The organism is Persicitalea jodogahamensis, from assembly GCF_014651615.1.
Taxonomy (GTDB): domain Bacteria; phylum Bacteroidota; class Bacteroidia; order Cytophagales; family Spirosomataceae; genus Persicitalea; species Persicitalea jodogahamensis.
Genome location: NZ_BMXF01000001.1, coordinates 2,100,624 through 2,127,337, shown reverse-complemented (window position 1 = coordinate 2,127,337; position 26,714 = coordinate 2,100,624). Strand labels below are relative to the sequence as shown.

The window sequence follows — 26,714 nt, the reverse complement described above, 5'->3', positions numbered from 1 at the left end:
CGTCAGTCTATCAATGCCCACACATCCACCGGCTTGCGGTACCGCCTGAAAGCCTTCGCCCCGAATTTCGAGACCATGAAAAAGGCCAGCTGAGCCTCCCACAGCGGCATGCCCAGCAGCAGCAGGTACTCATAAAACATGTAGTCGGCGATCCGGCGAGCCTCGTAAAAGAAAGTGCCGTTGGGCATCACCCCCACCTGGTTGACGTAGCAGTCGTCATGCACAACCGCCGCCGCAAAGCCAATGCCATGCGGCGGGATGATCGCCCAGAACAGCTGCGGCACCGACAGCCCATCCGTCACGAAGCCGGCCGGCACCACCCTCTTACCCACCAGGGGATGGTGGTACTCGAAATCCTCGGTGGTGATGAACTGATCCGTTTTCCTGGGATTGCCCTCCCCCGGGCGCGTCTTACGGATGTTGATGTCAGGCCACTGGGTCATAGGTAGCGCTCCTGGGTCATGGCATTGGCCACGCCCTGCTCCACGAAGGGCAGCAGCAGCGGCCAGGCCTGTGAGAAAATGGCCTGGAACTGCGGGAACACCGCTGTGCCATCGGCCGGGCCTTCCACCAACTCGCCCTGAGCGTTAACAAAGCTTTCATCCGTCGCCCGAAGCAGCACGTACTTCGGTTCCGTACGCCGATGCACCGAGCCGTCCGGCCGGTAGATCGTCGAGACCGTGCGCAGCTGCACCTCCTGGCCGTCCAAGAGGATATTGATGCCCAGAACTGCCACCTTGTGGGTGCAGTCGGGAAAATCAGGATGGGCAGCCACTTCAATTTCGTGTATCATTATATCGATAAGTTAGAAGTAAGTCGAACGGTGACAGTCTTGCCGACCGCCCCCGAAAACGTAAGCGTGTTGTTGGCATTGGCCAGGCAACTGGCGGCTGGCTGCACCGTAATCGTGCAGCCGTCGTTGTAGACCATCTCGAACTGGAAGGCGTAGGTGCGCCGGATATTGAACGACTTCGCCGATCCATTGCCCTCGAAGACCAGCGTCTCCCGCAGCTTGTCGGTTTCCAATACCGATTCCTTCGCGTTGGTGCCCAGCGTGACGCTACCCCCAAAATCAGAGCGGTTGTAGCGCGCCAGTTTCGAGCCGTAGCCATTGGTACCATGCGTCCCGTAAGCGAAAAGCGTACAGTAGTTCCCTATATACACGTTGCCAACGTTAGCGAAGGCAATGGTCTGGAAGGCGATGCCATCGATGGCATCCGTGTTACTACAGATCGAAATCGCGCCCTGGGCAAAATTGTAGTAGAACACGTTGCCACTGCCCGTATAGGCCGCATGGTCCAATATTTCCAGGTAGCCATTGTTCTGAATCGCGACGGAATTGGAGAAGCACAGCAAGCGGTACGTCCCACCGCCGACATTCACATTATTGGTATCCAGCAGGTTGGTGCGATTACGGAATCTGAGCGTGGCCCCACTCGCAATCGAAATCGAAAGATCAGGAATGATAGCACTCAGGTCACTGGTTACTTCCACCAACCCGCTCAGAATCCTGATGGCCAGCTTCTGGGTTTTTCCGGAGTGAAGTTCAATCGCCCTGGCGAGCGTTTTTACTGCCCCACTAGCGGTGCTGTTGTCATCAACGCCCGTGCGGGTATCATTCCCGGTGTCGCCGCGAACGTAAATCGTCGCGACATTATTCAGGCTGCGGGCCACGAAACCTGAGTTCAGGGCTTCGGAGGACGCCTTCACGTCATCGGCGTAGCGCCCCACATCCTTCAAGGCTTCCAGCACATCGGCGTTCACCACGCCCTCCGAGCCGCCTACACCCCGTTTCGGCTTGTTGAGCCGGGCTGTGATGCTGTCGAAAAATTGCTGCAGACTACTGAAATTAGGCATCGGAAATAGTACTTAGGCGTTAAAGTCGAGTGAAAAGCCAATACCAAAGTCCGAATCCGGCAGTACTTCCGCAAGGACGAGACCGTTGGGCGCCACGAGCTGAAACGGGGGTACATTCAGCCTGGCCGTGAGCGTAAATCGTGAATTGGCCACTCCCGCCACCGCCTGGGTCAGCCCGACCCGCAGCCCCCGCTCCTCGTTCCCCAGCACGTAGCAGCGCCCATTGTTGTCTTCCACCAACACCACATACTGCCTGTTTTTGCCCGTCGCAAAGAAATTGGACAGGGCGACGTTCGTGCCCGGCAAGTCATACTCGATCGTGACGGTAGTGATCATTCCCGCGTAGCCAAAGCTCATCGTGCAGCTTTTTGGCGGAAAATCCATGCGGTACAGGGTGGCACCCAGGGCCACCGCCAGGCCGCCCACCGGGAGCAGCCCCGGCGTCGCGCCGGCCGCTGGGTTCCTGCTCGGGTCCAGCACCGACACACAGTTGGCCCGATCCAGCAGGAAGAGCCTACGCACATAACCAATATTCGGGGCATGATACCCCCCTAAAATAGCCTCCTGAGCGATCATTTGGAACCTGGGACGAAAAGTGAGTTTTTGGGACAAAAAAAGCGCCTTTCTGGACGGAAAGTGAGCAAAATGGGACGGAAACTCATTTGGCCATTTTCTGCTGGCGACGCACCCGCTCTCGGAAGCGCTTCGACGACGCCCGCAGGGCCTCCTGCTTATCCGGGTTGTCCTCCATCTTGAATTGCCGGTAAAACTCGAACATGCCGCCCCGCTCCGATCCGTTCCGGCGCATGTAGCCCATCGTGTAGAAGATCGCCTTCAACTCGTAGATCATCGACAGCGCATTCCCCACGTACAGCAGATTCTCCTCGTTCAGAAACTCCACCCGAAGCGGGAACTCCGTGTCCACTTCCAGCAGCCGCGCGCCTGGTATCGCTTCTGGTTCCAGGCGCTCGTGGTAGTAGTGGCTCAGCTCGGTAGGCCCCTTTGTGGCCAGCATAATAATCAGCAGTCCGATCAGGCTATCCTTCCGGACCGACAATACGCCCGGCCCGTGCATTTCGGGCGACGTCAGAAACTCGTGTACATGTGGTTCGACGGGAATCAGTAATTTCATTGAAAAGGAACAGGAATATGGTTTAAGAGCGTTATTTTTGCAACGCAACCTGATTCCGTCTTAGCCTTGCCTGGTGAAGACATTCCAAGCTCCCTGTGTCCAGCAGGGGGCTTTTTTTGTGAAGTGAAGGTAGGGAGAGCCGTATGCTCTCCCTTGGATACATATACGCCGCTGAACCGTTCGGCGATAATTGTATTATTAAAAGGCTAATTTACCAAAGTCCTACCTCATTTCCAGCGTATAACGCGCTATCCAGCACACTTTATTCCAAACCCACCCCAACCAAACCCGGTATTTTTTTTGTATTTTCTTACGCAGTGCCTTACCGCTTATTACTAAGCGAGTTAGCCGACAATTTGGCATAAATGAATTCTTACGCGCGTCAAATATTTTTGTACGCAGCCTCTCTCCTGGGGCCGAAGGCACAAAAACCGTTTTTACTTTTTGTAATTTCTTGACTTCGAAACAAAAAACTTCTTCTCTTTTTTATTTTTGATTCTCAACACTTTAACCAATAGATTTTAATTAAGTCAAAGAATTACAAAAATAAATGAGTTTTAGAGTGAGGGGTTTTGGGGGAGTTCGGCCAGTCCCTTCGAAGCCAAAAAAAACGGCACCCCCTGCGGGATGCCGTGAAAGCGGATTTTGTGTTTTTTAAAGAGTATGGCTGAAAAGCGTCAGCGACTGGCCATGATAACTAAACTCTTCGGTTTCCGCGCGGCTAAACTGCCACAACGCCACTGGGGAGTTTGATAACCTTCTCCACCACGTCGCGGTCGTACACCATCCGACCATCGTTAATCAGCGTCACCAGCTCGCTATAAGAACGTCTGACGAAAGCCATGTCATCGAGTATGAGCAAGTCCAGGTGTTCCACTTTGTAAGGTGGACCTTGCAGGCTCCGCCAGAGCCGCCACACCAGCAGCTTCCGGCCCTTGGCATCCGTCCACAAGCTGCACTCCCGAAGCAGGGCAATGTAGGGATTTGGTTTCGTTTCGTCATTCATGCTTAGATACGGGTACGCCCGCCGGTTAAAAGTAAAAATTTAAGATTCTAAAAGGGCATTTCGCCGGGGGGCATGGGGGCGAGGCCTTCACTCTGATCAGGCCCGGTAAGGATTTCCGGCCGGCGCGTCTTGAAATAGATCAGTTCCTGCCGCTTGCCGTCGTGCTCCCGGATGATGCGGCCCTGTCCATTCTGGTATTCCTCCGGATTCAGCTCGTAACCATGGTAGTCGGCGTACTTGCGCAGGTAGTCGCTGAACTTCTGCGTGCTCAGGTCGCGGATCTTCTCGCTGTCCATGTACTCCTGCTTGGCGTCGGCCTTCGACACGAAGACATTCAGCCGCCCGCTCTCGGGATCGAAGTACAGCTCGGCCCACTCGAAGAAGCGGCCGCCCATCGAGCTGAGCAGATTCCGCTTTTGGATGTTGTTCATCGGCGGCTTCACTTTCTCAGTGGCCGCCAGGTAAAAGGCCAGGCACTCCCCCAGCAGGTTGTAGAAGCGGTTCCAGTCCTCGGGCGTGAAGTCGTAGAAAAGCCTGCGGCCGCCGAAGTCGTCGGTGGGCTGCCGGGTCTCGCGGTAGTTGCCGTTGTTCTCGTGGTAGTAATCCGAGAAACTGGTCACGAGCTTGCGCCGCTGGGTGGATTCGGAGAAATCCCGGTCGCCGAAATTGGAGTCGAACCAGAATTTCGGCGACTCGTCGAAGGGGATGGTATAGCTCTGGGTCTGCTTGGGGTTGGGGTTCATGTCCCCGGTGATGTCGCCGTAAAAGAAACCGAAGTCCAGGTACTCGAAGCAGTCGTCGACGATGATCATGTCCGTCTGCCGGGTCACCTTGTCGTAGATGTGCGGGTTTTTGGTCAGGTTCGGGTTGCGGCCGCTGAACGATACCGAATACCGCCAGATCCATTTGAGCGCCTTCCCGGTCAGCGACTTGCCCGAGCCGCCGTTGGACTTGCTGTCGTCGCTCATGTCGCTCAGCTTGTTGTCCATCGCCCACACCGCCCAGGCGCGGCTGGGATCTTTGTAGCGGTGCATCATGTAGCCCAGGGTGTAAATCCGGTTGACCAGGTGCATGCGCTGCTCCTGGCGCTCGGCGTCGGTAAGCAGCGGACCGGCCAGGTCGAAGCGGTGCGCCGCCAGGTAGGCGTCCTGCTCCTGCTGGCTCCGCTTGGCGAAGAACAGGCCCTCTTCCTCCTGGGTCAGGCCGTGCTCTTCGACGTACTCCTCGCGTTTGGCGGGTTTGTCGTGGGTCATCCAGAGCATCTGGCGCTCCTCCAATTCCTTCCGCCAGTGGACGCGCGCGGTGTTGATCAGGAAGCGCAGGAACATGCAGCTATCGTCCAGGATCTCGATGTCGTAATCCCCTTCCCCGCGCCGCCCGATCCTGAGCATCGGGTCCTTTCGCTTGATGCGCGGCTGGTGGTGCTTGTCCTTAGCCGGATACGAAATGACTTTATCCTCCCACACATATTTGCTGGTGTTCAGCCCCTTGCTCTCCTCGATCGCGCCGGGCGTGATCTTCCAGGTGCAGTTCGGAAAAAACAGGTACTGGTGGTCCGGCCCGGTGGCCACGAAGTCCAGCTCTACCAGGGGCAGGTTGGCCAGGTTCGACACGCTCAGCTGGTTGGTCGTGTACATCGAGTTGCGCAGGTCGAGCGTGATTTCGGGGTCGAACTGCGCCCGCTCTTCCAGGAAAAAGTGCAGGTAATTCTTAACCTCCTGGGGATCGACCTTGCGCACGACGTTGCCCGTGATCTGGACGTAGAAGTACCCGTCCTTGTCCCGCTCCGACTTGAAGCGTGCGAAGCCGGACCTGTACAGGAAGTTGTAGGCCTGCACGTGGTTGAACTTGTACTGGACGATCGGCCGGCCAAATTTGTATTTCGGATTCCCGTCGTCGTCCAGCGTCCGCTCCATGTCCCAGAACCGGTACGGCATGGCCGTGGCCACCAGCCGGTCGAAGTCCTTTTTCTTATGCGGAAAACGCAGGTAATCGCGCAGGTCCTTGGAGACGGCCTTTCCCGTCTCGGCGTCGAATTTCAGGATCTTGTCCGGCAGCCAGATCGTTAGCAGGTTGATGTACTTGCCCGCTAGCGCGTGAGCGGACGTCTTACCCGTCTGGTCGATATCCGGCAGATTGTAGAGCTTGTAGGTCAGCTTCATCAGGGTGCCGTAGTCGTCCCCTCTCAGCGTCTCGGTCTCGGAGTTGAGCCAGATCACCCGGTAGCCCAGCGCGGCCACGTTCAGGGCATCGGAACCGCCGCTGCACTGGATGATCTCCGGCAGCTTCACTTCCTGGCGCTCGACCTCCTTGGCCTTCTCCTTATCGCTTTCCTGGAATTCAGCGGCCGCTGCCTTGGCCGCTTCGGCCTCGTACTTCTCTTTCTTGCATTGCGCCACAAACTCCTGGGCCTGCTGCAGACCGTGGATGAAGTGCTTGGGCTTACTGCCCACGTACCGGAACCGCTTGGCGTGGGGGGCTTTGGGGCGGTAGATCTTGCCGAAAGTACCTTCGTCGAAATAAAAAATCGGGTACTCATCGGTACTGTAGGTAGTGAGGTGTTTGCCTTTGTAGACGGTGGAATACGATTCCAGCGCCTTGCAGTGGTACATCGCGAAGATTTGCCGCCCCTTCTGGGCGCGGATCTCGTCGCTGCTGCCCAGGTTTGCCCACGCGCTGTCGGTCAGGACCGTCCGCAGTTCTGCGACGGTGATCTCACGGGGCACCACGTCAATGTGGCCCTCCTGGTCGGACGGTCCAGCCGGACGCTGCTCGTAGCGGGGTTTGGGGGCGTAGTTGCGGGCGTCGTCCTGATAGTTGTAGAACTGGCAGACATCACCCAGGGCGGGACCGTACTCGATGCCATCTTCCAGCATGGCGATGTGGATGGCATTGCGCCACTTGGAGTCACCGCCGAAGTCAGTGACACCCCACTCCCCCGACTTCATTTTCTTCACACTGGCCGACGGCGTGTTCTCCTTCCGGATCGAGAACTTCCGGTGGGTATTCTTAAAGCTTTCTCGCGAATCGGGATAGCGGCTAACGATATAGCGCTCACCACCGTCTTCGGCAAACAATCGGGCTAGGTCTACTTTATTCGACATTCAGTTAAGTTGTAAAATCCCCCTGCTCTCATAGCCCGGCAATGCCAGGCCTGAGAAGCATTTTTCTAAACAAAAACCTAGTATGAAAGCAGGGGGGAAGGGAATCAATGAGAGAGCGTAAATTTGATTTGCGTAGCCAGGCGGTAGTTCTCGATGGCCCCTTGCAGCCGGTTGCCGTACAGTTCGACGGCAGCCAGCCAGGCATCGCAGTCGCCCCGCTGATGCTTGAAATCGATGTCGTTTTCCAGGATCAGCAGGAAATCCACCATGCCCGTCACGTAGTCATCCATAATGATCCGCAGGGCGGTCCTCTCACCCTCTTGCAGGTGAAGCTGATGGCTGCCTTCTTTCAGCATCGACAGGGCATGCACCTTGCTTTCTGCCGATCCCATGTGGGTACCTGGCCCCATCTTATACTTCTGCTTGGCCAGCAAGATCATCGTGTGCATCAGCCTGATTTCTGCGTAGCTGAAAGCATAGGGCGTCGTCGTGGTTTTTGTGTCCATTAGGTTCAGATGGTTACTACCGAGTTCCACTCGTCTTCCTCAATGATGTACTCACACCCTTTGCATTCATGCAGGTAGGTCTCGTAAGGCGACGTCAACAGGATCTCAGCCTTTTGCTTCAAGCCACAAGTGGGGCATTGAATGATGTCGTAGCGCTTTCCCATCTGGTCAGTATCTTCGACCGTGGTCGGGTATTTGATTTTTTTGGCTGTCGTATTCATTGTTTGTCAATTAGTTGGTGGTACTCACGTTCGTCTTCTGATTGGGCGCGTTGCAGCTCTTGAAGCCGTGATGTGGCGCTATTGGCGGCGATCGCTGCTCTGAGCGTTTCTTTTCGCTCGACGATCCGGGCTTTCAGGATCAGGGCGCGGGATGGGGTTTTCGTGTTCATCGATAGGGATTGCGTTACGGATTTCATAAATGGACCAGCCGATCACGGCCAGCAGGATTATCCAGAGCACCAGAGAGCCAAGCACAGCGGTTGCCTCCTTGATGCGGGTGAGATCTTCAATACTATCGGTCATGAGTTCATCAGTTGCTGGTACTCATCGGCTTTTGCGCGGATAAAGCGCAACTCCTTCACCGTAGTCGCCGGGTCGTGCCATTCGATACCGAAGCGGAGCAGATGATCCTTCCACTCCTCCATTTCGGTCATAATCGACCATCGCAGGTGAGCGTACTGATCGCCAAAAACGGCACCCAGATGATCGGAGTAAGTCAGCCCGTCGAAGAGCCGATTCCAAAAGGCACTGTCTTCCCGCTTCACCGGATTAGCCTCCATTTCACCAAGGAAATCACGCACAGGCGGCACCGGGTTGGGGATTGTGTAGTAATTCAAATCGATTGTTTCCATTTTTGCTTAGATAGTTAAAGGTGAATTATTGATTTGACTCCAAACTTGAAGCTCGTTTGCGCCGGGCGGCGGACGGATTGGTAGTGGAAAGCTGGGGGCGAACCAGCCCCTGCTTACGAATAGCCTTTTCAATGGGCGTGGCATTCGCAACCGCTTTCATATCGGCTACAATAAGCCGCAAGGCCTCATTGCCGACCGTGCCTTTTAAGGTGTTCTGCCAGGAGTGATAGCCAGTATCCGTCTTGTGCCAGTCGGACAGCGCCTTAAGTCGTGCTCGCCATTTCCGACCGTGAATTTTGTACAGCTGATGAAATTCCGAGAGTAACAATTCTTTATTGCCGTTCACTAAATCTCTACTTCCCATTGTGCTTTTTGAATTACATTTACGTCGTAACTATTACCGGGTAACAATTACGACGTAAAGTAAATCACAATTTTGTGATTATACAATAGAACACACACAATTTTGTGGTTAAATTTTTAATAATGGCCCATTCCGTGGAACTAAGCGCACAAGAGCTAAAAAAATTTAGAAAGGAATTTAATCTCAGACAGGAAGATCTGGGGGAAGAACTCGGCGTGCATAAAAACACAATCTCTAACTGGGAAAAAGGCAAGGGAATCCCTGACACTAAAATGCAGCAACTCCTGACCTACATTAACAATTTGCGAAATCCCTCAAAAAATGAAGTTGCGAACTCAATCCATCCACACAAAATCAGATACCCCGACGATGTCGAACTTATTGAACTCCCATTCGTCTCCGTGCCGGCCCGAGCTGGATTTGTGGATTTGCCTGACGGCGTAACAGGTACCACAATTGAAACTTATCCAGTGATCAAAACCAAAAACGTCAACTACGAGGGACAAATCCTAATCGAAGTAAATGGTGACAGTATGGAGCCCAATTATCCCAGCGGCACCATTGTAAGATGCAAGCAGGTGGATCCCAATAACTGGGCCTATCTGAAAAGTGGGGTTTATGCGGTAGTATTTGGCAATAGCTTCGTCATCAAGCGCGTGAAAGACAACAACTTTCAGGAGGGCTTTCTAACGTTACACAGCGACAATACTGATACAGGCGGTAAAATGGACGTCAGAATCAAAGACATCCGTCAGATATGGCGGGTTGAATGGATTGAAGGCGCACCGGCGCGGTAACAGGAAAACAGATCTATTATTTCAGCATACTATGTCAGCAAAAACATCTACCCGCAAAAAACTGATAATCGGCCTTTTGTTTCCCCTGGCAGCGGCATTCATTTTCGTTCGGCAGCAGCAGAGCAATAATCAGCCCCTACCCGCATCCGAACCACAAGGCTCTATCCACTTCTCAAGCAGCGAGTATGGCAAAGCTTGGCCGCTTGTGGGCGTTGATGCTGGCCAAGTTTACTGTGTGGAGAATGCAGTAGTATTCCGGGCCGACAATGGCGGACAGGTTTACGGCTTGAATGGGTATGCCGCCTCTTACGCCCGAGCAAAAGGCTACGACTGGAAACCTATTGGAGATATCCAGGCAGTTGGAAAAAGCATAGACATTATGCTAGTGCCGGGCAGGGAATTGTGCAAATAGCATTCATGCCAAATAAGTGCCAGTGCCAATAAAAAACAGCTTGGTGCCAATAGATTTTTATCAAAAAACAGCCCTCACAGGCCGCAAACAGGCAATGTCTAAGAAAAGATTAAGAGTTCGAATCCCTCTTCCTCTGCAACACGTAAGCGGCTCAGAACCAACAGGTTCGAGCCGCTTTTCGCGTAGAAAATAGCCAGAAGTGCCCCCTAAGTGCCAGTTTCTAAGTGAAACTCTGGGCCTTTTCATGCCAGAACCCAATAAATATACACTTACCGGGAAGCCATTTTAGGCGATTCTGGCGGTGATTTTGGTATTGGCGGAGAGTTCCTTGGCCGCCGAATCGAATTTCTTGGAGTTCTCGACGGCATCGCCGACGAACTGGGCGATCATGCGGCCCGCCTCGTAGACGACCGTCATTACGAAGACATCTATAACCCAGTTTTTCAGGTAGGACCGGATGCCCTTTGAACCATCGGCTTCGTCGGCCACGGCCCTTACGTCTTTCCTGACATTGGATAGTCGCCCATTGACCTCCTTTAACTCCTCGGTCTTTTTGATGTACTCCTCCGTGCCGGGCGTGAGGTCTTTGAGTTCCTTATTGAGCTGCCGGGCGTAGCCTTCCAACTGCTTCACCGTCATGCCCGCCTAGCCCACCGTTTCGCGGACGTTCTTGATCTCGGCTTCGAGCGCCTTGATTTCCTTCTGGCTATCGGCCCACTCCTTAGTGCCGCGTTGCAGGTCGGCCTGCGCTTTTTTGGTGTCTGCGAGTTTTTGTTCCAGCTCGCCCAGGGCATTCAGGGCGGGTTTGCCGTTGATGTCCAGGTTCCAGACCGAGTTTGTGACGAGTTGCATCCATTAACAGAAAAAGGTACGCTGCGAATCGGACCGCCGATGCGGATGCAGCGTACCTTTTGGCTGTGGTAGGACGGGATAGTTAAGGTTTGAAGGAGGTCTGCGGGGACACGTATCAGTTAGCAGTATTTCTTCTCTCTGATATTTGGCAAAGTGCTTTGATCATTTCGCCGAAATCATCTCTTATTGTCAAGTTATCATGAAAATACTTCATTGTGTCACCCGTAGCAAGTTTGATTTGTAGCTTATAATACTTTGGGCCAGCACCTTGACTTATATCGTTTATTTCACTCCATTTTATAGTCGTGTCTTTACTATCACCTAAAATAAATTTCTTTGTCCACACGATTTTTATTTCATTCTGGTCAATTTCCCATGCAGTTTTCCCTGTTACAAATTTTTGCCAGAGTACATAAAAAATGAAAATAATTATAGAAGCAATTAATATGGATAATCCTCTATTTTGAAGTCCACTAGGTGGTAATAGTACTTCTGCACTGACAATAACTGTAATAGAGCCAGTTATAAATAAAACGATAGCATTCGTCTGTGATACCAATTTGACTTTATATATCACTCTTGAAATTCAGAAATTTGATGAAGAATTTTATAGGACTTGTTAGATTTTAGTGTTAGGTCTGTGGGGACACAGACCTTTACCTTTGAGTATTGCGATTATTCCAAGATCACAGATTTATTGGCATTGATTATATCTGAGGGTAATGCCATTCCCCTTCTAGCTTTTTAAATTACCAAAAGAGCCTGTCAGGATAAGTGAACAAGGACACAGACGAAGCATCGAGGCTTACCCGTGGATATAGACTTGTCCTGATTTTTCTGAGCAAGCGTCAAATAGAAATTTGGTGGAAAGCACCGTTATCAAGGTTTTAATGAAACTCAGCAAACCGGCTCAATCTCTAATCCATTCCCCTTTCCATCATGTACAAATTCGTCATCGGGATCGACATATCCAAGCTCACACTTGACGCGGCGCTGATCGTCGGTGGTCAGCCGCAGTCGGCCACCCACCACCACCTGGGCAACAACGTCGAGCAGATCGCCCAGCTCTTCGCCGAGTTGGGCAAAAACCCCGGTTTCTTACTCGATGAGTGCCTGGTCTGCGTCGAGGCCACCGGCCTTTACGCCCATCCCCTACTGACCTTCGCCGCGCAGCACGGCGTGAACCTGTGGCTCGAGTCGGCGGTTCGAATCAAAAAGTCCATCGGCCTGCAACGCGGTAAAAACGACAAGGCCGATGCACTGCGAATCGCAGTCTACGCGGCCAAGAACCAGGAAAACGACCGCATGTGGAAACCCGCCAGCGCCACGCTCACGGTGGTCAAAAACCTGGCCAGCCTTCGCGATAGGCTAATCAAGAGCAAAAACCAACTCACCGTTCCCGTCGAGGAGTTCAGCCAGATGGGCGACACGCGCACGGCGGCCATGCTGGGCAAGGCCATGAAATCCACGATTCGCTCCCTGGAAGCTGACATCGCCGCCATAGACAAGCAGATAAAAGCCATGATCGACGCCGATGAAAACCTCAAAGAACTCTTCGCGTTGGCCACCTCGGTGGTGGGTATCGGTACGCAGACCGCCCTGGCTCTCATGATCTACACCGACGGCTTCACGCTATTCGACGACGCTAGAAAACTGGCTTGCTATGCCGGGGTTGCTCCATTCGTCTATGCCTCCGGCACAAGCGTCAAGGGTAGAACCCGCGTCTCGAAGATGGCCAACATGGACCTGAAGACTGCCCTACACATGGCCTCACTGACGGCCGTCAAGCTCGACGTACAACTCAGGACGTACTACCAGCGAAAGGTTGCCGCCGGAAAGAGCAAGATGTCCGTTCTCAACGCCGTGAAGGCAAAACTTATCCATCGAGTCTTGTCGGTGGTCAAACGAAAACAGAAATATGAAAATTCCGCGAATTTCTCCTTGGTTTTGTCATAGAAATCCACGGTGAGGAAGGATTAGAAACTTTGTCGGTTAGTGAAAGATCATTACCGCTAGAATTACAATAGCCAAACCAATTATCATTGTCATTTTACCAACTAATTCCATTTTTTTTAATTGCTCTTCTGCATCACCTTCCATTGCCTTTTTTGAATAAATATTAATTATTATAATTAAGACAACAAGAATAATTATAAGGACTAATTTTAGAATAAGCAACGGAAGTGTGGGTAGTACACTCCAATAGGGAGTAATTAAATAAAGACCCGAAATAACTAATAAAACGATTCCGATATTTCCCATTTTACTCAAAATAAGTGAGTGCAACCGAAATTGTATTGCTTCATCATGCGTCGTTTTGGAAACTATTATTCCTAGAAATGCGTGGGCAAAGCTTGTGCCCAAGCCCATTGTAAGACCTATAAAATGTAGGATTAGCATTACCTCTCTCATTGTCTTATATATTTAAAATTCCTGAAATTTTTCCTACTGTTGACCCTACTTACCGCTAACTCATAAAGTTAGCCAACTATTATAGTAAAATATCTACCTAAATATCTAGTGAATAGTGGCTTATATAAACCCTTCCGAAGGAGGGGATAGATATTAAAACTACACAAAAAGCCTACTACGCATTTTGTATTGTTTGACAAAAATGTTTTTTTGAAAAACCAAATTTTAACGTATACCCTTGTTGCCTTAGCTGTTTAAAACAGCTGGGCAGGCAAAATTCAAAATTAATGACAATTGTGCTCTTTACTTACTCACTCCCACCATGCCCCCTTCCCATAAAACGGCCGCTCATAGTACTCCTTCAAGGCTTCCATCATGTCCGCGGGTAGCTTCTCCGTCAGGTACTTGGCAATATCGTTATAGACACTGCCATTATTCACATTATAGAAAGGGTTTTTCGAGCGCTTGATGGTATTTCTTATCAAGCGGTCACGGCCGAAGGCGTAGACCAGGCGGGTCGTAGCGCGCTCCACGGTGAGGGCTACACGACGGCGGGAGTTGATAAAATAGCCTGGTACGAATAGTGTCACAGATTTGGCACCAATCGTGACAGTATTTTATTGATGGATTTTTCCACGCCCTCAGTTGCCACAAAAGCTACCATTGAATTAATATAATTTAATATTAAAATAATCGCATTATCAAAAATAATGCCAATATTTCTTTTCATATTAATGTCTTCCGTGTATATTTACATTCAACACCGTACCATACACACACCCAATCATTTATCCCAATTTTTTTGTTCTGGAAAACCGCTCCTTCGTATTAGGTGACTTTTAGACTAAAAAGGTTGCACGGATCAAAAATCAAAAAAAAGAATCCCCTTCACCACTGTCCGACGTATCGGCGATGATGAAGGGGATTCTTTTTAGTCATTATAAGGAAAAGGGCCTCTTAAAAAGGAAACGGCCGTCAAACGGGTCGGTTTGAATGAAAAGATCGTTTCCATCTTCAACTTTTCTTTGGTGTCAATTCTCAATTTTCCGAAATCACGCATCACTACCTGCCTGCCAGGAAGCTCGGGTTTGGCATAGCTCTCATGGGCAATACAGAATTCGATTTCATCCCGAAAAATCTAAACCGCAGAATCGGGCGTATGTTTTCGCAGCCTGTCTGCTAAGGGGAGCGAAAGGGTACCAAAAAACAGCCTGGCAGCAATGCCGCCAGGCTGTCCGCATTACTTTCACAATTATTAACTAAACGATTTTACAATCACTAGTTAACGATCTTTGCATAGCAGTATCCACTGCTTCTCTTTCTAAAAACGCAGATTTGGCAAAAAATATCCCCTTCACCAGTCAGGTGAAGGGGATTTTTAGTCTTGGGATTAGGAGCAAAAGGCCACTTAAAAAGGAAACGGCGTTTGCGGTTTCGGAGTGCTCTCACCGCAGGCCCCAGGCTCAGCCCCGATTTTGTAGTACCGATTCGCAATCTTCTGCGAAACCTTCATCGTCACGCCGTAGTAGCAGATCGTCACCAGGCCGTTGTCCGGTGCCGGATCAGACTGTACGTTCATCGATGCACCCAGCACCAGGGCCGTAAGCAACAGCCCGCTCGTTAGTTTTTTAAGCATAATAAAAGGGTAGGTTATATGTGAAAGCGAAAGATAAAAAATATACTTAAATTCCAATAGTACTCCACAACCTCCTGGCGCTCTTTATCCCCAGGAGGCCTTATTGGCCACGCAGACCGGAAGATTCTGAAAAGCAGAGCGCCAGGTCAGGTTAAACAGTTGAACTGACCTGCATCACCAAGCCTTCCATGCAGGCATAAAAAGGAAACCCGGCGACGTGGGCGTTCATCATTGCCAGCTTTTCTTCCGATGGTTCGTTCCGGTAGCTTTCGATCAAGGTATTGTACTGAACATCCAATGTGCTATATTATGATCGTTTTGAACTGAGTCGGCAGATGGACGCTATTTTCCATGTCAACTGCCAGGATCTTGCCTCCCGGTCGGTGGTAGAAAAAGCCGGCGTCGACAGGGTAAAGAGTATGACAGTACATTGATTTATCTTTTAGAATACAATGAAAAAAATTAAACTCACATGGTTCATTCTTTCGGTGCTGGCGATTAGCTGTGAACAGGAAGAACAGTCTACCGTCAGTAAACAAAGAGACATTCACCAGGAAGATTGGTCGAAAAGGGCCGCGAATATCTCGGAAACCGACTCGCTGATTTTTGGAAAAACCTACCTTTCGGTTTATTCCGAGATGTACAGCTTTTCACAAAAGCAAAAATATAGCCTGACAGGCATGATAAGTCTCAGAAACGTGAGTGAGACAGACACGATATATTTGCTCAGGGCGGACTACTACGATACGGCTGGGTCAAGAATCAGGGGGTACTTTAAGAGCCCTGTGTACTTACGGCCCATGGAAACGGTCGAAATCGTCATCGCCCATAAAGACATTGAGGGTGGGACTGGGTCAAACTTCCTGTTTGAATGGAAAACGCCGCCGAACTGTCCTGAGCCCTTGTTCGAGGGGGTGATGAACTCCATGCAGGGAAGCAAGGGGGTGGCGTTCGTGACGCAAGGCAAGAGGACAAAATAAGACTTTATCAAAATGCATGGTATCCGACAGGTGGCCCTCACCAACAGGGCATACCTCGGGGAGGGCTATTCTGCTCACTCCGTAAGGCCCCGATTCAAAACGATCACCAGGTTCTCTGGTGTTTGGACTTGCAGAGCCTTGACTAACTGACCAAGCGCCGCATCCTCATACCAAAAGTTAATTGATAGACCGACTGCCACACCCAGCCGTCCTTCCAAGTGTGGAAGCTCATTTTCTTTTGCCATTGCATCAAGATCATTGTCTTCTTGGCTCAGCTTCAGGAAACGACACCCGCGCAGTTGCCCAAAAACTTTTTGTAAGTACTTATACTCTTGAAAGGGAGTAATCTGACCGGGCTTGCATTAGCGAACCAATTAAAGAAACGATAGGAAGCGCCATGTAAGCAGAGTCGCTTCGTGATATCAGAAGAAAATCAAATAATTCCCCTATCTCTTAATACATTGATTATAAAATAAATAGCAATATAAAAAAAGAAAATATTTGATCCGCTGTCACCCATTTTGCCAGTGAAGTCGTCTTACTATTGTAAAAGGTATTCTGACTATGGCAAATAAGAGAGATCCCATCGGGAAAGCTGATCTGATATATAGATATCTCAAAGGAGAGCTTTCTTACAGTGAGGAAGAGGAAATCAGGAAGTGGGCTGAGGAAGATACGGCTAATCAGCAATTGCTGGAAAAATTAGAAAATGAGGAAGCAGTAGCAGACGACCTCCAATTTTTTTCCTCGGTGGACAAAGAGTCCGCCTGGGAGAATATCACCAAAACGATCGGCGAATCTTCCGTTGAACGCCCGGCACTGACTTTTAGATACTGGAGATACGCAGCTGCGGCAATGGTAGTGGGTATCCTCACATTCGTGGTACTCAAAAATGCGTATAAAGGTGAGGGTTCAAAAATTGCCACGGTGGATGCACCCAGCCAACCCAATGATGTATTGCCTGGCGGAGACAAGGGTACTTTAACATTTTCTGACGGTTCCCAGGTACTGTTGGAAGACATGGCCAATGGCACATTCAGGGAAGAGAATGGTATCCGTATCAGTAAAAAAGACGGACAGATTATCTATGAGATCATTGATCACGCAGGAAAGCAGCACAATTTATTCAACACCATAAGTACCCCCGTAGGCGGACAGTATCACATCATTTTGCCGGATGGCAGTGGGGTTTGGCTCAATTCGGAATCTTCCCTGCATTTTCCAACCGCGTTTTCCGGATCGAAAAGACGGGTAAAATTGACGGGCGAAGGGTACTTTGAAATCAAAAAAGATGAGTCGATACCCTTCGAAGTAGAAGCCCTGAATACTCGCGTGCAAGTACTCGGCACTCACTTCAACCTGATGGCTTATGCAAACGAAGCCGCTTCCAAAACAACTTTGCTCGAAGGCTCCGTAAAAGTGAGTAATGGCTTAGCTACCAAAATAATAAAGCCGGGACAGCAGGCCATTGCCCGCGATAAGATTCAGATCAAAACCATAGACACCGATGAAGTCGTTGCCTGGAAAAATGGGTATTTCCAGTTTGAAAATGAAGACCTGAGAACCATCCTCCGTCAGCTTAAACGCTGGTATGATGTGGATGTAGAAAACAGTGAGCAAATCCCTGACAAGCATTTTACGGCGTTCATTTCCCGAAACACCCCCTTGTCACAAGTACTCAAAATGTTAGAATTGTCCGGTGAGTTAAAATTCAAAATTGAAGGAAAAAAAATCTTCATTCAAAAGAATAAATAAGAACAATTTAGGCCCAAAAAAAACCGATAGCGGGGCAACGCTACCGGCGATATCCGGGCTTAACGATTGATTGTACAGTGCGAACCATAAACCATTTTTAAACCCAAACTTCGTAAAGTTATGAAAAAAAAGCTACGCTACAAAAGTGGCCGAAGACCTCGCCTTATTCCATCCAAATTGCTGTTCATGATGAAATTAAGTGCTCTACTACTTACCATTGCCTGCATGCAGGTTAGCGCGTCCGCCATTTCGCAGAAAATGTCCCTTTCCGTTAAGAATGCACCTCTGGAACAAGTCCTTAAAATCATAAAAAAGCGAAGTGGCTATCAATTTATCTATAATAACGAGCTCCTTGAAAACGCCAAACCGGTCACGGTGAATATCTCTGACGGTTCCATCCGGCAAGTTTTGGAGCAGTGCTTCGAAAACCAGCCCCTGTCGTTTGAACTACTTGAAAAAACGATTGTAGTCAAGCCAAAAGTACCTGAAACTTCAACAGGGGAGCAAGCGATTGAGCCTGAGGCCCTGGTAGTTCGGGGGAAAGTCACGGACGAGCGGGGCGGCGCCTTGCCCGGAGTGAGTATACTGATCAAGGGGACGCAACAAGGAATGCTGACAGATGCCTCAGGAAATTTCAGCATCGAAGTACCCGATGAAAACGCCGTGCTGGTATTCTCATTCGTCGGATTCATTACGCAGGAAGTACCTGTTGCCAACAAATCGGTGCTCAATGTATCCATGAAAGTGGATGAAAAGGCATTGGAAGAAGTCGTGGTGGTTGGATACGGTACCCGCGCAAAGAGTGACCTTACAGGTGCCATTTCTCAAATCACGGCCGAAGAAATAACAAAACAGAATACGCTCTCCCCCCAATTGGCCATGCAGGGCAAAATGGCGGGCGTGTTTGTGAGCAACCCCGGGAGCGACCCTACGGCCAGGCCATCGATCCGGATAAGGGGGGTAAGCACGCTGGGTTTTAATGACCCTTTGTATGTCATCGACGGTATTCCACTGACCGAAGGCGGCGCAGCCTCCTCTTCCTCACGCGAACAGGATTTGCGAGGGCCGGTCAATGTGTTTTCCCTCATCAATCCCAATGATATTGAATCCATATCGGTGTTGAAAGATGCCTCTGCTTCGGCGATATACGGAGTGAGAGCCTCCAACGGGGTAGTATTGATCACCACCAAAAGAGGTTCCAGCGGCAGAGCCACCGTGAATGTGTCCGCCAACTACGGAGTGCAAAATAATTCAAAGCGCTATAAGATGGCGTCGGTGCAGGAGTACGTAGACTGGAGTATGGAAGCTAAAAATGCGAATCCTGCCTTCAATCCGGATCAATATTTCTCGCTGTATGATGCGTCTTCTCCCAACTACCTGGGTAACAGCCAGGACTACACGGACGAATGGGTAAATTCAGCCATTTTAAAGAATGCCAAGGTGCAGGATTTTAATGTATCCATTTCAGGGGGCAATAAGGTGTCTACCTACGCCGCTGGTGTTGGTTCTTCCATGCAGGAAAACGTCTTCAATTCCAATAAATTCACCAGGCATTCCCTCTTCTTCAATTCTGATCATCAGCTTACCAAGTGGCTGAAAGTCGGGGAGTCGTACCGGTTTATTTATACCAAAACCGATTCTCATCCGGGCGGTGAGCTAACTACCGCTTTCGGCGCACCATGGCAACCGCTTTATGATGCTGATAATCTGTACGGTTTCGCTTCCCCGGGTCGCTCCATCGACGACAAATTCTATTCCTACGGCTATGGTACCGCTACACGCTCCAATTTTCTTGGATTGGCCGAATTGGAAATCAACAACCGGTCCATGTTAAGGAATTTGGGAACCGTCTATGCCGAGGTGACACTGTTGCCGGGCCTCAAGCTCAAGACCAATTTTAGTTTCGATTATTACAACAACAATCGCGATTCCTACTCCGATGTTGACCGTGGAATATTTGAGGTCGTCAGAGCCATGCCCTACCCGGCTACAACCGGCAACACCTACGGCAGACGATTGAACGACAACATAAACCTTGTTAAGGAACTGTCGGCTACATACTCCAATTCCTTTGGCAAACATTCCTTCGATGTGATTTTAAACGGAATGGATCAGAAAGTACAGTGGAACCTTACACAAATGACCGTCAGCAATCAGTCGCCCATTACCGATTTTGATCAGCGGCGGATTGAAGAGGGATGGGACAATAATTCCAAAAGCGTTTTCTACGAACGAAACCGGTCCGGACTTCAAGGGTACATGGGTAGGTTGAGCTATAATTTTGATCGGAAAATCTATCTCGATGCCACCGTCAGGCGCGACGGAACTTCCAAATTTGGCCCTGGATACAAATGGGGTACTTTCCCCTCATTTGCGGCCGCCTGGCGGATATCATCCGAAAAATTCATGGACTTCAAATGGATGAACGACTTAAAGATTCGGGCAGGCTGGGGGAAATTGGGAAATCAGGAAACCCGGGATTACGCATTTCTCTCGCAGGTCAATATGAACCCGAAAGCTGCCTTCGGCACGGGAGCCAATGGCAACGGCACTATATATGCAGCCTCCACCTTGGGTGATTTCCCGATCGAGGACATGAGTTGGGAAACCGTCACAACGAGCAACATTGGCTTCGACGCCCTTTTCTTCAACAGCAAACTGGCTGTTACCCTGGAATATTATAATCGACTGACCGACGGCATCCTGCAGACAATTTCTATCCCGAAGGTCATCGGGGTACTTAGCAGTCCGGTGGTAAACCTTGCCCAGGTGACGAACAAAGGAATCGAGTTTCAAGTCGGGTACTCCGACGTAGCGGGTCCTGTGTCCTATAATGTCTCTTCCAACTTCACCACCGTAAATAACAGTGTAAAGAAACTCTACGGTGGCCAGCCCGTCACGAACGGCAATACGAGAATAGAAGAAGGCTATTCGATGAACTACCTGTATGGCTACAAAACCCAGGGTCTTTTTCAAACTACCCAGCAGGTAGCCGAACACCTGGCTACGGTGACTGATGCTGGGTATGATGCTCAGAAATCGCCCGGTGATGTGATTTTCTCGGATCTCAATGGGGCACCACTGGAAACCGATCCAGAGGGTAGTTATATCAGTTATTCCCCTGACGGAAAAATCGACGGATATGATCGTACCTATCTAGGGAAATCAATTCCTGGCTACTACTATGGAATAAACGCAGGACTGAAATTTAAGAACTGGGACACCAACCTAAGTTTCAGGGGTACCGGCGATGTGCAAAAAGTGAACACACTCGGAAAGCAGACCATCTCAGGTTTTGGTAGTCACTTTCAGTCGGCCTATCGCGACCGGTGGACGCCTGCGAATACTTCAAGTACCATTCCGAGAGCCGCTCAAAGCGATCCTTCGGGCAACAACCGGATAGCCGATCGCCATATTGAAGATGCCGGATTTCTGCGTTTTCAGAACTTCCAAATCGGATACAGTTTCCAAAGTTCTTTCTTGGAAAGTAAGGGCATGAAGCAACTACGTTGCTACCTCTACGGAAACAATGTTTTCGTTATATCCGGCTACAATGATCTCGACCCTGAGGATATCACCACGCCAACCACGTTTGGATTTGGGGTCAATCTTAGTTTTTAACTTTTAGACTATACTATTATGCGAAATATACACTCCTATTTTATTGCCACACTCGTCGCGGTGATGTGCCTGACCGCTTGTAATCCTGACACCATCGATCTTACGCCAATTGGGAATACTGAAGGCGAATATTTTCAGAACGAAATCCAGATGGAGGAAGCGGTGCTGGGCATTTATCAGAAACTTGCTTTTTTCTACGCTTTCAGAGGAGGCCAGAATAACCATTTGTCTCCTATTTGGCTTTTGCCGAGCGACGATCTCACTACCTCGGCCAATTACGCTCAAGAAAATTTTGCTTCGCTGAACGGGGGGAACGGTCAGTTAAGCCTGTTTTACGATTTTTCCTATCAATTGATAGCCCGCGCAAACACAGTCCTGCAAAAAATCGAAGACAACGGAGACTTCGCTTACGTCAAACAACCAGAGCTTAAGAATCATCATAAAGGAGAGGCTCTTTTTTTAAGGGCACACATGTTCTTTATGCTTTGGAATGTCTACGGCACCGCACCCGTGGTGACCAAACGAATCACCAACCTCGCCAATGCTTACCCGGAAAACTCGAAAGGAACGGAGCTTCTGGATCAGGCGATTGTGGATTTGAAAGAAGCAATCTCTCTTTTGCCTGATAGCTGGCCCGCGGCTATGAAAGGACGAATCACCAAGAATGCAGCCCGTGGGCTTAGAGGAAAAGGTTTGGTATTCAGGGGGTCAGTATCGGGGACAAAATCCGACTTTACCGAAGCAATAGCTGATTTCAATTCCATCACTGGTGTCAAGCTTACTGCAAACTATAATGCCAACTTCAATTCTGCTACTGAGAACAACGAAGAATCCCTATTTGAGTACCAGGCGAATTCCTCACCCGGCAATGTGAATCCATTTGTTGGCGGCGCTGGTGGAAATGATGCATTTTCGGTCATTGGAGAAATTGGCGCCTATTTTGGAATGTTCAACCAAAAACCATCCTGGATCGGTAGTTCCTATTTCTATGCAACCCCTTCCATTATTAATGCTTATGAGTCGGGCGATCCCAGAGCAACGTATGTTCTAAAGCCTGGTGTTACCACTGGTATCAATGTAATGAAGTACGTTAAAAACACGTCCTACGCTGCAGGTGGCAATGGCGAAGGAAATGGGGTTACGGTCAATAATCCCCGGATTCTCCGCTACGCGGATGTACTACTACTTAAGGCAGAAGCAATCGTGAGATCCGACGGAAGTCTGGAAGAAGCGATTGGATTGATCAATAGAATCAGAGAAAGGGCCCGAAACTCCGTGGAATCAGGTTCACCATCGAAAGTACCCGCTGATCGCAGCACTACCGTAACGGATAAGGCCACAGTTTTAGATTGGATTTTCAAAGAACGCCGGATAGAGTTGGCGTTCGAAGAAGGCCATCGCTGGTGGGATTTGCGCCGTCGTCACATTGCCAAGGAAATCGACCTGAACAATTGGGATTTCCAATCCAGACTCCTCAATTTTAAATTCGAGGATCGGCATATTTATTTTCCTCTACCTGAAAAAGAAGTCGTCGAAAACCCTAATATGAATCAAAACGAGGGCTATTAGGCACGCAAGACTGAGGACTTAAAAACGGCAGAATACAAGGCATAATTTCATGGCTTTGTATTCTGCCGTTTTTGCTTTGGCATTCTACCATTTTCTTTTGAATAATATGTGCTTAATCTTCCTATCTTAATACAGCGAATGCCACTTTCATAATACTTCATTTAAGGCTAAACCGACGGACTTGATAGCTGCAAACCAAGTGATATATCGGACAGCATAAAGCCAGTCGGCAATTATTCCGCAGCAGAAAGTTGATGAACAAGTAGTTGTAAGGCCCGTTTGCGTGAACAGGCATAGAATATAATTGATCGGTGGAAGCCCAATTTACCACGACGTAATTGTTATGATTTCGACAAAAATTTGTACTTTGCCGAAACATTGGGCACTTTCACAAAGCGCAATGATTAGGGTACTTATGGGTGTATCCGAAATTAGTAGTAGCATGAATTCGTCGAACTATATACCAGCCAATGATCTGACTTTCAAATCTGTATTTGATAGTAGTTACTCTGGTTTGGTATATTTTTCCAGTAAGATTATCGGTGATAAAGCTGAGGCGGAAGATATCGTTCAAAATGCTTTTGTAAGCTACTGGAGATGCAAAGAGAATGTAGGTAGTGAAGTACCTGCTATAAAGAGTTTTTTATACACGACGGTGAAAAACTCTTGCATGGATTTACTCAAACATAGATTGGTGATTCGTAAGTTTCGAGATCAGCTTGAGAAGGAGCCCATGGAGGAAAATCTGATGGAGAATCAAATAATTTATGCCGAAGTACTATCAGAGCTTTTTGGTGCCATTGAAAAACTACCGGCAGGCAGCAGACAGGTACTTGAAATGAGCTATCTGCAAGGGAAAAAAAATTATGAAATTTCGGAAGAATTGGGCTTGTCAATAAATACTGTGAAGACACAGAAGCAACGAGCTATTAGCCTGTTAAGATTAAAATTGGCTCCATCTTCATTCTTACACATGCTGGTTTTATTTTGCATTTAATCAGCAAACCAACTAGTGTAAATTTAGAAATATAATCCTAGCGCAATTTCATGCTGACGCTTCACCAGTCAGCATTTCTTTATACAATCGTAGAAATGGCGAACAGAAGATATAGATGTCAAACCCAACATCAACCCTGTGCGTGCCCCTTTGGTTTCACTGACTCACATAAAAAAAAAGCTAAGCTCTTTCGAGCTTAGCGAATCAGGCGGTCCCTTCAATACTAAGTCTTTCTCACTGCTCCTTTGACTTAGAATCTCTTTTTCCTTTTTTGTCAGCCCTTTTTTCCTTCAGGTTTTTCTCAGCCTTCTTTTTAACACCTTTCTGGACGACCTTTTCTTTTGACATGGTTCTGTTCGTTTTCTTGTAAGGTAGCTCTCTTTGTCGAGCATTCAAGCAATCGAAGCAAACTGATTTTTACCTAAAACTACATTGCCAGAATACAGGACGCAATGCGGCATATTTGGATAGTCATGATTGACATCCAGGCTGAATTCCAGAAAGATTGCATCCGTGGAGGCGTTTCAAAGTTTGTAATCTGTTGTCATGGGTAGTTCGCAGCCAATGGATGCTGGCCTTTTGTTGTCTTTGTTTTTGAGAAATGCGGGCAGTGGAAACTACCGGCCCATCCAGCCGCCGTCCACCAGCATGATGGAGCCGTGCACGTAGGACGACGCCCCGGAACACAGGTACACGACCGGCCCGGCGAAGTCCTCCGGCTCCCCCCAGCGGCCCGCCGGAATCCGGCCCAGTATCGACGCCGCCCGGGCGGGGTCACTGCGCAGCGCCTCGGTGTTGTCGGTGCTGACGTAGCCGGGGGCGATGGCGTTGACATTGACGCCCCTGCCCGCCCATTCGTTGGCGAAGGCCATCGTCAGCTGACCGATGGCCCCCTTGCTGGCCGCGTAGCCCGGCACGGTGATGCCGCCCTGAAACGTCAGCAGCGAGGCGGTGAAAACCACCTTGCCGCTACCCCGCGCGACCATCTCCCTGCCGATTTCGCGGGTGAGGATGAACTGCGCGTTCTGGTTCACCTCCACCACTTTGTCCCACATCTCGTCGGGGTGTTCGGCGGCGGGCGCGCGCAGGATCGTCCCGGCGTTGTTGACCAGGATGTCGATCACGGGAAAATCAGCTTTCACTTTCTTAATGAAAGTGTACAGGGCATCTCGGTCGCCGAAGTCGCAGGTGTAGGCCCGGAAGTCGCGGCCCGTGGCCCGCACTTCTTTTTCCACCTGGCTGCCCTCCTTTTCCAGCGTCGCGCTCACGCCGATGATGTCGGCGCCCGCTTCGGCTAGGGCTACGGCCATGGCCTTACCGATGCCTCTTTTACAGCCCGTCACCAGGGCTGTTTTTCCGTCCAACTTAAATTTATCCAGTACACTCATGAAGTTGATTTTTTGGGATGATGAGAGAATATTTATACCTGGCAATCCATGAGCACCTTCATGCCGTCGGGCTGCCGGTCGATGTCCTCAAACACCCGCTGAATGGTATCGAGGGGCCTTACCGCCGTGATCATGCGCTCCAGCGGCAATGTGCCCCCTTCCACCAGGGCGATGGCCTCCTCGTAGTCTTCGGGCTCGTAGACCCTGGCCCCGATGAGCTTTAACTCCTTCCAGAAGAATTTGAACAGGCTCACGGACTTGGGCTGGCCGTGGATGGCCACCATCACGATCCGGCCCCGGATGCCGGCCACTTCGGTCATCACGTCCACGGCCGCCTGCACGCCCGACACCTCGAAGACCACATCGGCCAGGCGGTTCTCCGTTTGACCTTTCACGAACTCCACCAGATCGATCTTCGCCGGGTTCACCGCCGTGAAGCCCCACTCCCTGGCCATCCCGATGCGGGTTTCGTTCACTTCCGAGATGATGACGTTCGCGCCCTTCTGCCGGGCGACCATCGCCACCAGCATCCCGATGGGTCCGCCACCGAGCACGACCGCCGTCTCACCCGATTCGAGCCCGGCCATGCGCACGTCGTGGCAGGCCACCGAGAGCGGCTCGATGAGGGCGGCCAGCTTCAAGTCGGTCTCTGCGCCCAGTTTGTGCAGGGTGAAGGCGGGCACGTTCCAGTACTGCTGCATGGCGCCCGGTGAGTCGATACCGATGAACTTCAGATCCTCGCAGATGTGGCTGATGCCTTTGTCCGAGGGCTTTTGGCCGCGGTGGTCCAGGGGCCGGACGACCACTTTTTCGCCAATATGGAACCCCGATACCCCCTCCCCGACCGCATCCACGGCGCCGGACATCTCGTGGCCGATGGTCAGGGGCGTCTTCACGCGCTTGTCCATCATGCCGTGGTAAATGTGCACGTCGGTACCGCAGACGCCCACGTAGGCCACTTTGATACGGACCTCGTTCGGAGCCGGCGCTTCGATTTCCCTTTCAATGACAGTGAAGGTCTTGTTGCCTTCGTAAACCGTTGATTTCACTATATCGTGATTTATAATTATTGAGTTATTTATAATGTAAAAGCATCAGAAATTCTCAACTACCCTTCTCTTCCCTGGCAACATGAGATTTCGCTCTTTGGAAAGGAAAACGCATCATACTATGATAGCCGCCGTCATGGTCAATGTGCTTCAATCCCCGGCGCAGGACTTAAAAAGACTCTTTTTTGAATTTGGCGGTGCGATTGAGGCCAATGGCGCGGGGGCTTTGACCTAGGCCATGATGCTGCAATTGATGCCATCCGGTGCCCATTGGATGGTGTATATTCTACGCCCCATCGGTAGTGATCAGCCAGGCAATGCCGCCATGGTAAGACCACACAATGCGGCAAATCCCAAAATAGTACCTGTCTATGTCAATACAGGTTCGGTTGCCAGCTACTTTGAATACTAGTTTTGTGCGAAG

Annotated in this window: 30 protein-coding genes; 9 read left to right on the top strand and 21 right to left on the bottom strand. The window is 50.0% G+C overall.

What is annotated here, in order from left to right:
- Positions 1-2: 2 nt before the first annotated feature.
- The 12 genes from IE117_RS08755 to IE117_RS08700 all read right to left on the bottom strand — a co-directional run bounded on the left by IE117_RS08755 (position 3) and on the right by IE117_RS08700 (position 8,822).
- Positions 3-443, bottom strand: a complete 441-nt coding sequence (locus IE117_RS08755) for a DUF1353 domain-containing protein (protein WP_189563905.1) — start codon at positions 441-443, stop codon at positions 3-5.
- Entirely contained in the window at positions 440-793 is a 354-nt protein-coding gene (locus tag IE117_RS08750) for a hypothetical protein (protein ID WP_189563904.1), read from the bottom strand. Before IE117_RS08750 ends, IE117_RS08755 begins: the two co-directional genes overlap by 4 nt.
- Entirely contained in the window at positions 793-1,857 is a 1,065-nt protein-coding gene (locus IE117_RS08745) for a hypothetical protein (RefSeq protein WP_189563903.1), read from the bottom strand. The genes IE117_RS08750 and IE117_RS08745 overlap by 1 nt, the downstream gene beginning before the upstream one ends.
- A 12-nt stretch (positions 1,858-1,869) precedes the next feature.
- The gene (locus tag IE117_RS08740; protein WP_189563902.1) at positions 1,870-2,469 is read right to left on the bottom strand and encodes a hypothetical protein; all 600 of its coding nucleotides are present in this window, start codon (positions 2,467-2,469) and stop codon (positions 1,870-1,872) included.
- Positions 2,470-2,515: 46 nt separating this feature from the next.
- Positions 2,516-2,989, bottom strand: coding sequence for a hypothetical protein (locus tag IE117_RS08735; RefSeq protein ID WP_189563901.1), 474 nt, complete (start codon positions 2,987-2,989; stop codon positions 2,516-2,518).
- A 721-nt stretch (positions 2,990-3,710) separates the two neighbouring features.
- The gene (locus IE117_RS08730) at positions 3,711-3,995 is read right to left on the bottom strand and encodes a DNA ligase-like domain-containing protein (protein WP_189563900.1); all 285 of its coding nucleotides are present in this window, start codon (positions 3,993-3,995) and stop codon (positions 3,711-3,713) included.
- Positions 3,996-4,042: 47 nt separating this feature from the next.
- Positions 4,043-7,099 (bottom strand): hypothetical protein, encoded by a 3,057-nt coding sequence (locus IE117_RS08725; protein WP_189563899.1) that lies wholly within the window; start codon positions 7,097-7,099, stop codon positions 4,043-4,045.
- 104 nt (positions 7,100-7,203) lie between these two features.
- Complete coding sequence (locus IE117_RS08720) at positions 7,204-7,605, bottom strand: hypothetical protein (RefSeq protein WP_189563898.1); 402 nt, start codon at positions 7,603-7,605, stop codon at positions 7,204-7,206.
- Between the two features lie 5 nt (positions 7,606-7,610).
- Positions 7,611-7,826, bottom strand: a complete 216-nt coding sequence (locus tag IE117_RS08715; RefSeq protein ID WP_189563897.1) for a hypothetical protein — start codon at positions 7,824-7,826, stop codon at positions 7,611-7,613.
- Positions 7,823-7,996, bottom strand: coding sequence for a hypothetical protein (locus IE117_RS08710; protein ID WP_189563896.1), 174 nt, complete (start codon positions 7,994-7,996; stop codon positions 7,823-7,825). The genes IE117_RS08715 and IE117_RS08710 overlap by 4 nt, the downstream gene beginning before the upstream one ends.
- Positions 7,997-8,125: 129 nt before the next feature.
- Positions 8,126-8,458, bottom strand: a complete 333-nt coding sequence (locus IE117_RS08705; protein WP_189563895.1) for a hypothetical protein — start codon at positions 8,456-8,458, stop codon at positions 8,126-8,128.
- A 25-nt stretch (positions 8,459-8,483) separates the two neighbouring features.
- Positions 8,484-8,822 carry a hypothetical protein gene (locus tag IE117_RS08700; RefSeq protein ID WP_189563894.1) on the bottom strand — a complete coding sequence of 113 codons (339 nt, stop codon included), beginning with the start codon at positions 8,820-8,822 and terminating at the stop codon, positions 8,484-8,486.
- Between the two features lie 122 nt (positions 8,823-8,944).
- Between IE117_RS08700 and IE117_RS08695 the strand changes: the two genes are divergently transcribed.
- Both IE117_RS08695 and IE117_RS08690 read left to right on the top strand, forming a co-directional pair.
- Entirely contained in the window at positions 8,945-9,619 is a 675-nt protein-coding gene (locus tag IE117_RS08695; RefSeq protein ID WP_189563893.1) for a LexA family transcriptional regulator, read from the top strand.
- A 31-nt stretch (positions 9,620-9,650) separates the two neighbouring features.
- On the top strand, positions 9,651-10,031 hold the full coding sequence (locus tag IE117_RS08690) for a YebY family protein (protein WP_189563892.1): 381 nt from the start codon (positions 9,651-9,653) through the stop codon (positions 10,029-10,031).
- A 285-nt stretch (positions 10,032-10,316) separates the two neighbouring features.
- Here the strand turns inward: IE117_RS08690 and IE117_RS08685 are convergent, their stop codons facing one another.
- The 3 genes from IE117_RS08685 to IE117_RS08675 all read right to left on the bottom strand — a co-directional run bounded on the left by IE117_RS08685 (position 10,317) and on the right by IE117_RS08675 (position 11,460).
- Positions 10,317-10,670 carry a hypothetical protein gene (locus IE117_RS08685; protein ID WP_189563891.1) on the bottom strand — a complete coding sequence of 118 codons (354 nt, stop codon included), beginning with the start codon at positions 10,668-10,670 and terminating at the stop codon, positions 10,317-10,319.
- A gap of 6 nt (positions 10,671-10,676) precedes the next feature.
- A complete protein-coding gene (locus IE117_RS08680) occupies positions 10,677-10,883 on the bottom strand; it encodes a hypothetical protein (protein ID WP_189563890.1) in 207 nt (68 codons plus the stop codon).
- A 115-nt stretch (positions 10,884-10,998) separates the two neighbouring features.
- The gene (locus IE117_RS08675) at positions 10,999-11,460 is read right to left on the bottom strand and encodes a hypothetical protein (protein ID WP_189563889.1); all 462 of its coding nucleotides are present in this window, start codon (positions 11,458-11,460) and stop codon (positions 10,999-11,001) included.
- 362 nt (positions 11,461-11,822) lie between these two features.
- Here IE117_RS08675 and IE117_RS08670 point away from each other — a divergent pair, with 362 nt between their 5' ends.
- Entirely contained in the window at positions 11,823-12,839 is a 1,017-nt protein-coding gene (locus IE117_RS08670; protein ID WP_189563888.1) for an IS110 family RNA-guided transposase, read from the top strand.
- A gap of 36 nt (positions 12,840-12,875) precedes the next feature.
- Here IE117_RS08670 and IE117_RS08665 read toward each other — a convergent pair whose 3' ends face one another.
- From IE117_RS08665 to IE117_RS26400, 4 genes are all read right to left on the bottom strand, one after another.
- A complete protein-coding gene (locus IE117_RS08665) occupies positions 12,876-13,295 on the bottom strand; it encodes a hypothetical protein (RefSeq protein ID WP_189563887.1) in 420 nt (139 codons plus the stop codon).
- Positions 13,296-13,606: 311 nt separating this feature from the next.
- Positions 13,607-13,885 (bottom strand): hypothetical protein, encoded by a 279-nt coding sequence (locus IE117_RS08660; protein ID WP_189563886.1) that lies wholly within the window; start codon positions 13,883-13,885, stop codon positions 13,607-13,609.
- Between the two features lie 818 nt (positions 13,886-14,703).
- Positions 14,704-14,931 (bottom strand): helix-turn-helix domain-containing protein, encoded by a 228-nt coding sequence (locus tag IE117_RS08655; RefSeq protein ID WP_189563885.1) that lies wholly within the window; start codon positions 14,929-14,931, stop codon positions 14,704-14,706.
- A gap of 151 nt (positions 14,932-15,082) precedes the next feature.
- Positions 15,083-15,208, bottom strand: coding sequence for a hypothetical protein (locus IE117_RS26400; protein WP_262893092.1), 126 nt, complete (start codon positions 15,206-15,208; stop codon positions 15,083-15,085).
- Positions 15,209-15,383: 175 nt separating this feature from the next.
- Between IE117_RS26400 and IE117_RS08645 the strand changes: the two genes are divergently transcribed.
- From IE117_RS08645 to IE117_RS08625, 5 genes are all read left to right on the top strand, one after another.
- Positions 15,384-15,911 (top strand): DUF3124 domain-containing protein, encoded by a 528-nt coding sequence (locus IE117_RS08645; RefSeq protein WP_189563883.1) that lies wholly within the window; start codon positions 15,384-15,386, stop codon positions 15,909-15,911.
- A gap of 564 nt (positions 15,912-16,475) precedes the next feature.
- A complete protein-coding gene (locus IE117_RS08640; RefSeq protein WP_189563882.1) occupies positions 16,476-17,666 on the top strand; it encodes a FecR family protein in 1,191 nt (396 codons plus the stop codon).
- A gap of 120 nt (positions 17,667-17,786) precedes the next feature.
- A complete protein-coding gene (locus IE117_RS08635; RefSeq protein ID WP_229580544.1) occupies positions 17,787-21,287 on the top strand; it encodes a TonB-dependent receptor in 3,501 nt (1,166 codons plus the stop codon).
- Positions 21,288-21,305: 18 nt separating this feature from the next.
- Positions 21,306-22,856, top strand: a complete 1,551-nt coding sequence (locus IE117_RS08630; protein ID WP_189563880.1) for a RagB/SusD family nutrient uptake outer membrane protein — start codon at positions 21,306-21,308, stop codon at positions 22,854-22,856.
- A gap of 343 nt (positions 22,857-23,199) precedes the next feature.
- Positions 23,200-23,853, top strand: coding sequence for an RNA polymerase sigma-70 factor (locus IE117_RS08625; RefSeq protein WP_189563879.1), 654 nt, complete (start codon positions 23,200-23,202; stop codon positions 23,851-23,853).
- A 617-nt stretch (positions 23,854-24,470) separates the two neighbouring features.
- Here the strand turns inward: IE117_RS08625 and IE117_RS08620 are convergent.
- Entirely contained in the window at positions 24,471-25,241 is a 771-nt protein-coding gene (locus IE117_RS08620; protein ID WP_189564292.1) for an SDR family NAD(P)-dependent oxidoreductase, read from the bottom strand.
- A 32-nt stretch (positions 25,242-25,273) separates the two neighbouring features.
- Positions 25,274-26,290, bottom strand: coding sequence for a zinc-dependent alcohol dehydrogenase (locus tag IE117_RS08615; RefSeq protein WP_189563878.1), 1,017 nt, complete (start codon positions 26,288-26,290; stop codon positions 25,274-25,276).
- 238 nt (positions 26,291-26,528) lie between these two features.
- Here IE117_RS08615 and IE117_RS08610 point away from each other — a divergent pair, with 238 nt between their 5' ends.
- Positions 26,529-26,702: a hypothetical protein gene (locus IE117_RS08610; RefSeq protein WP_189563877.1), complete on the top strand. Its 174-nt coding sequence runs from the start codon at positions 26,529-26,531 to the stop codon at positions 26,700-26,702.
- Positions 26,703-26,714: the final 12 nt, after the last annotated feature.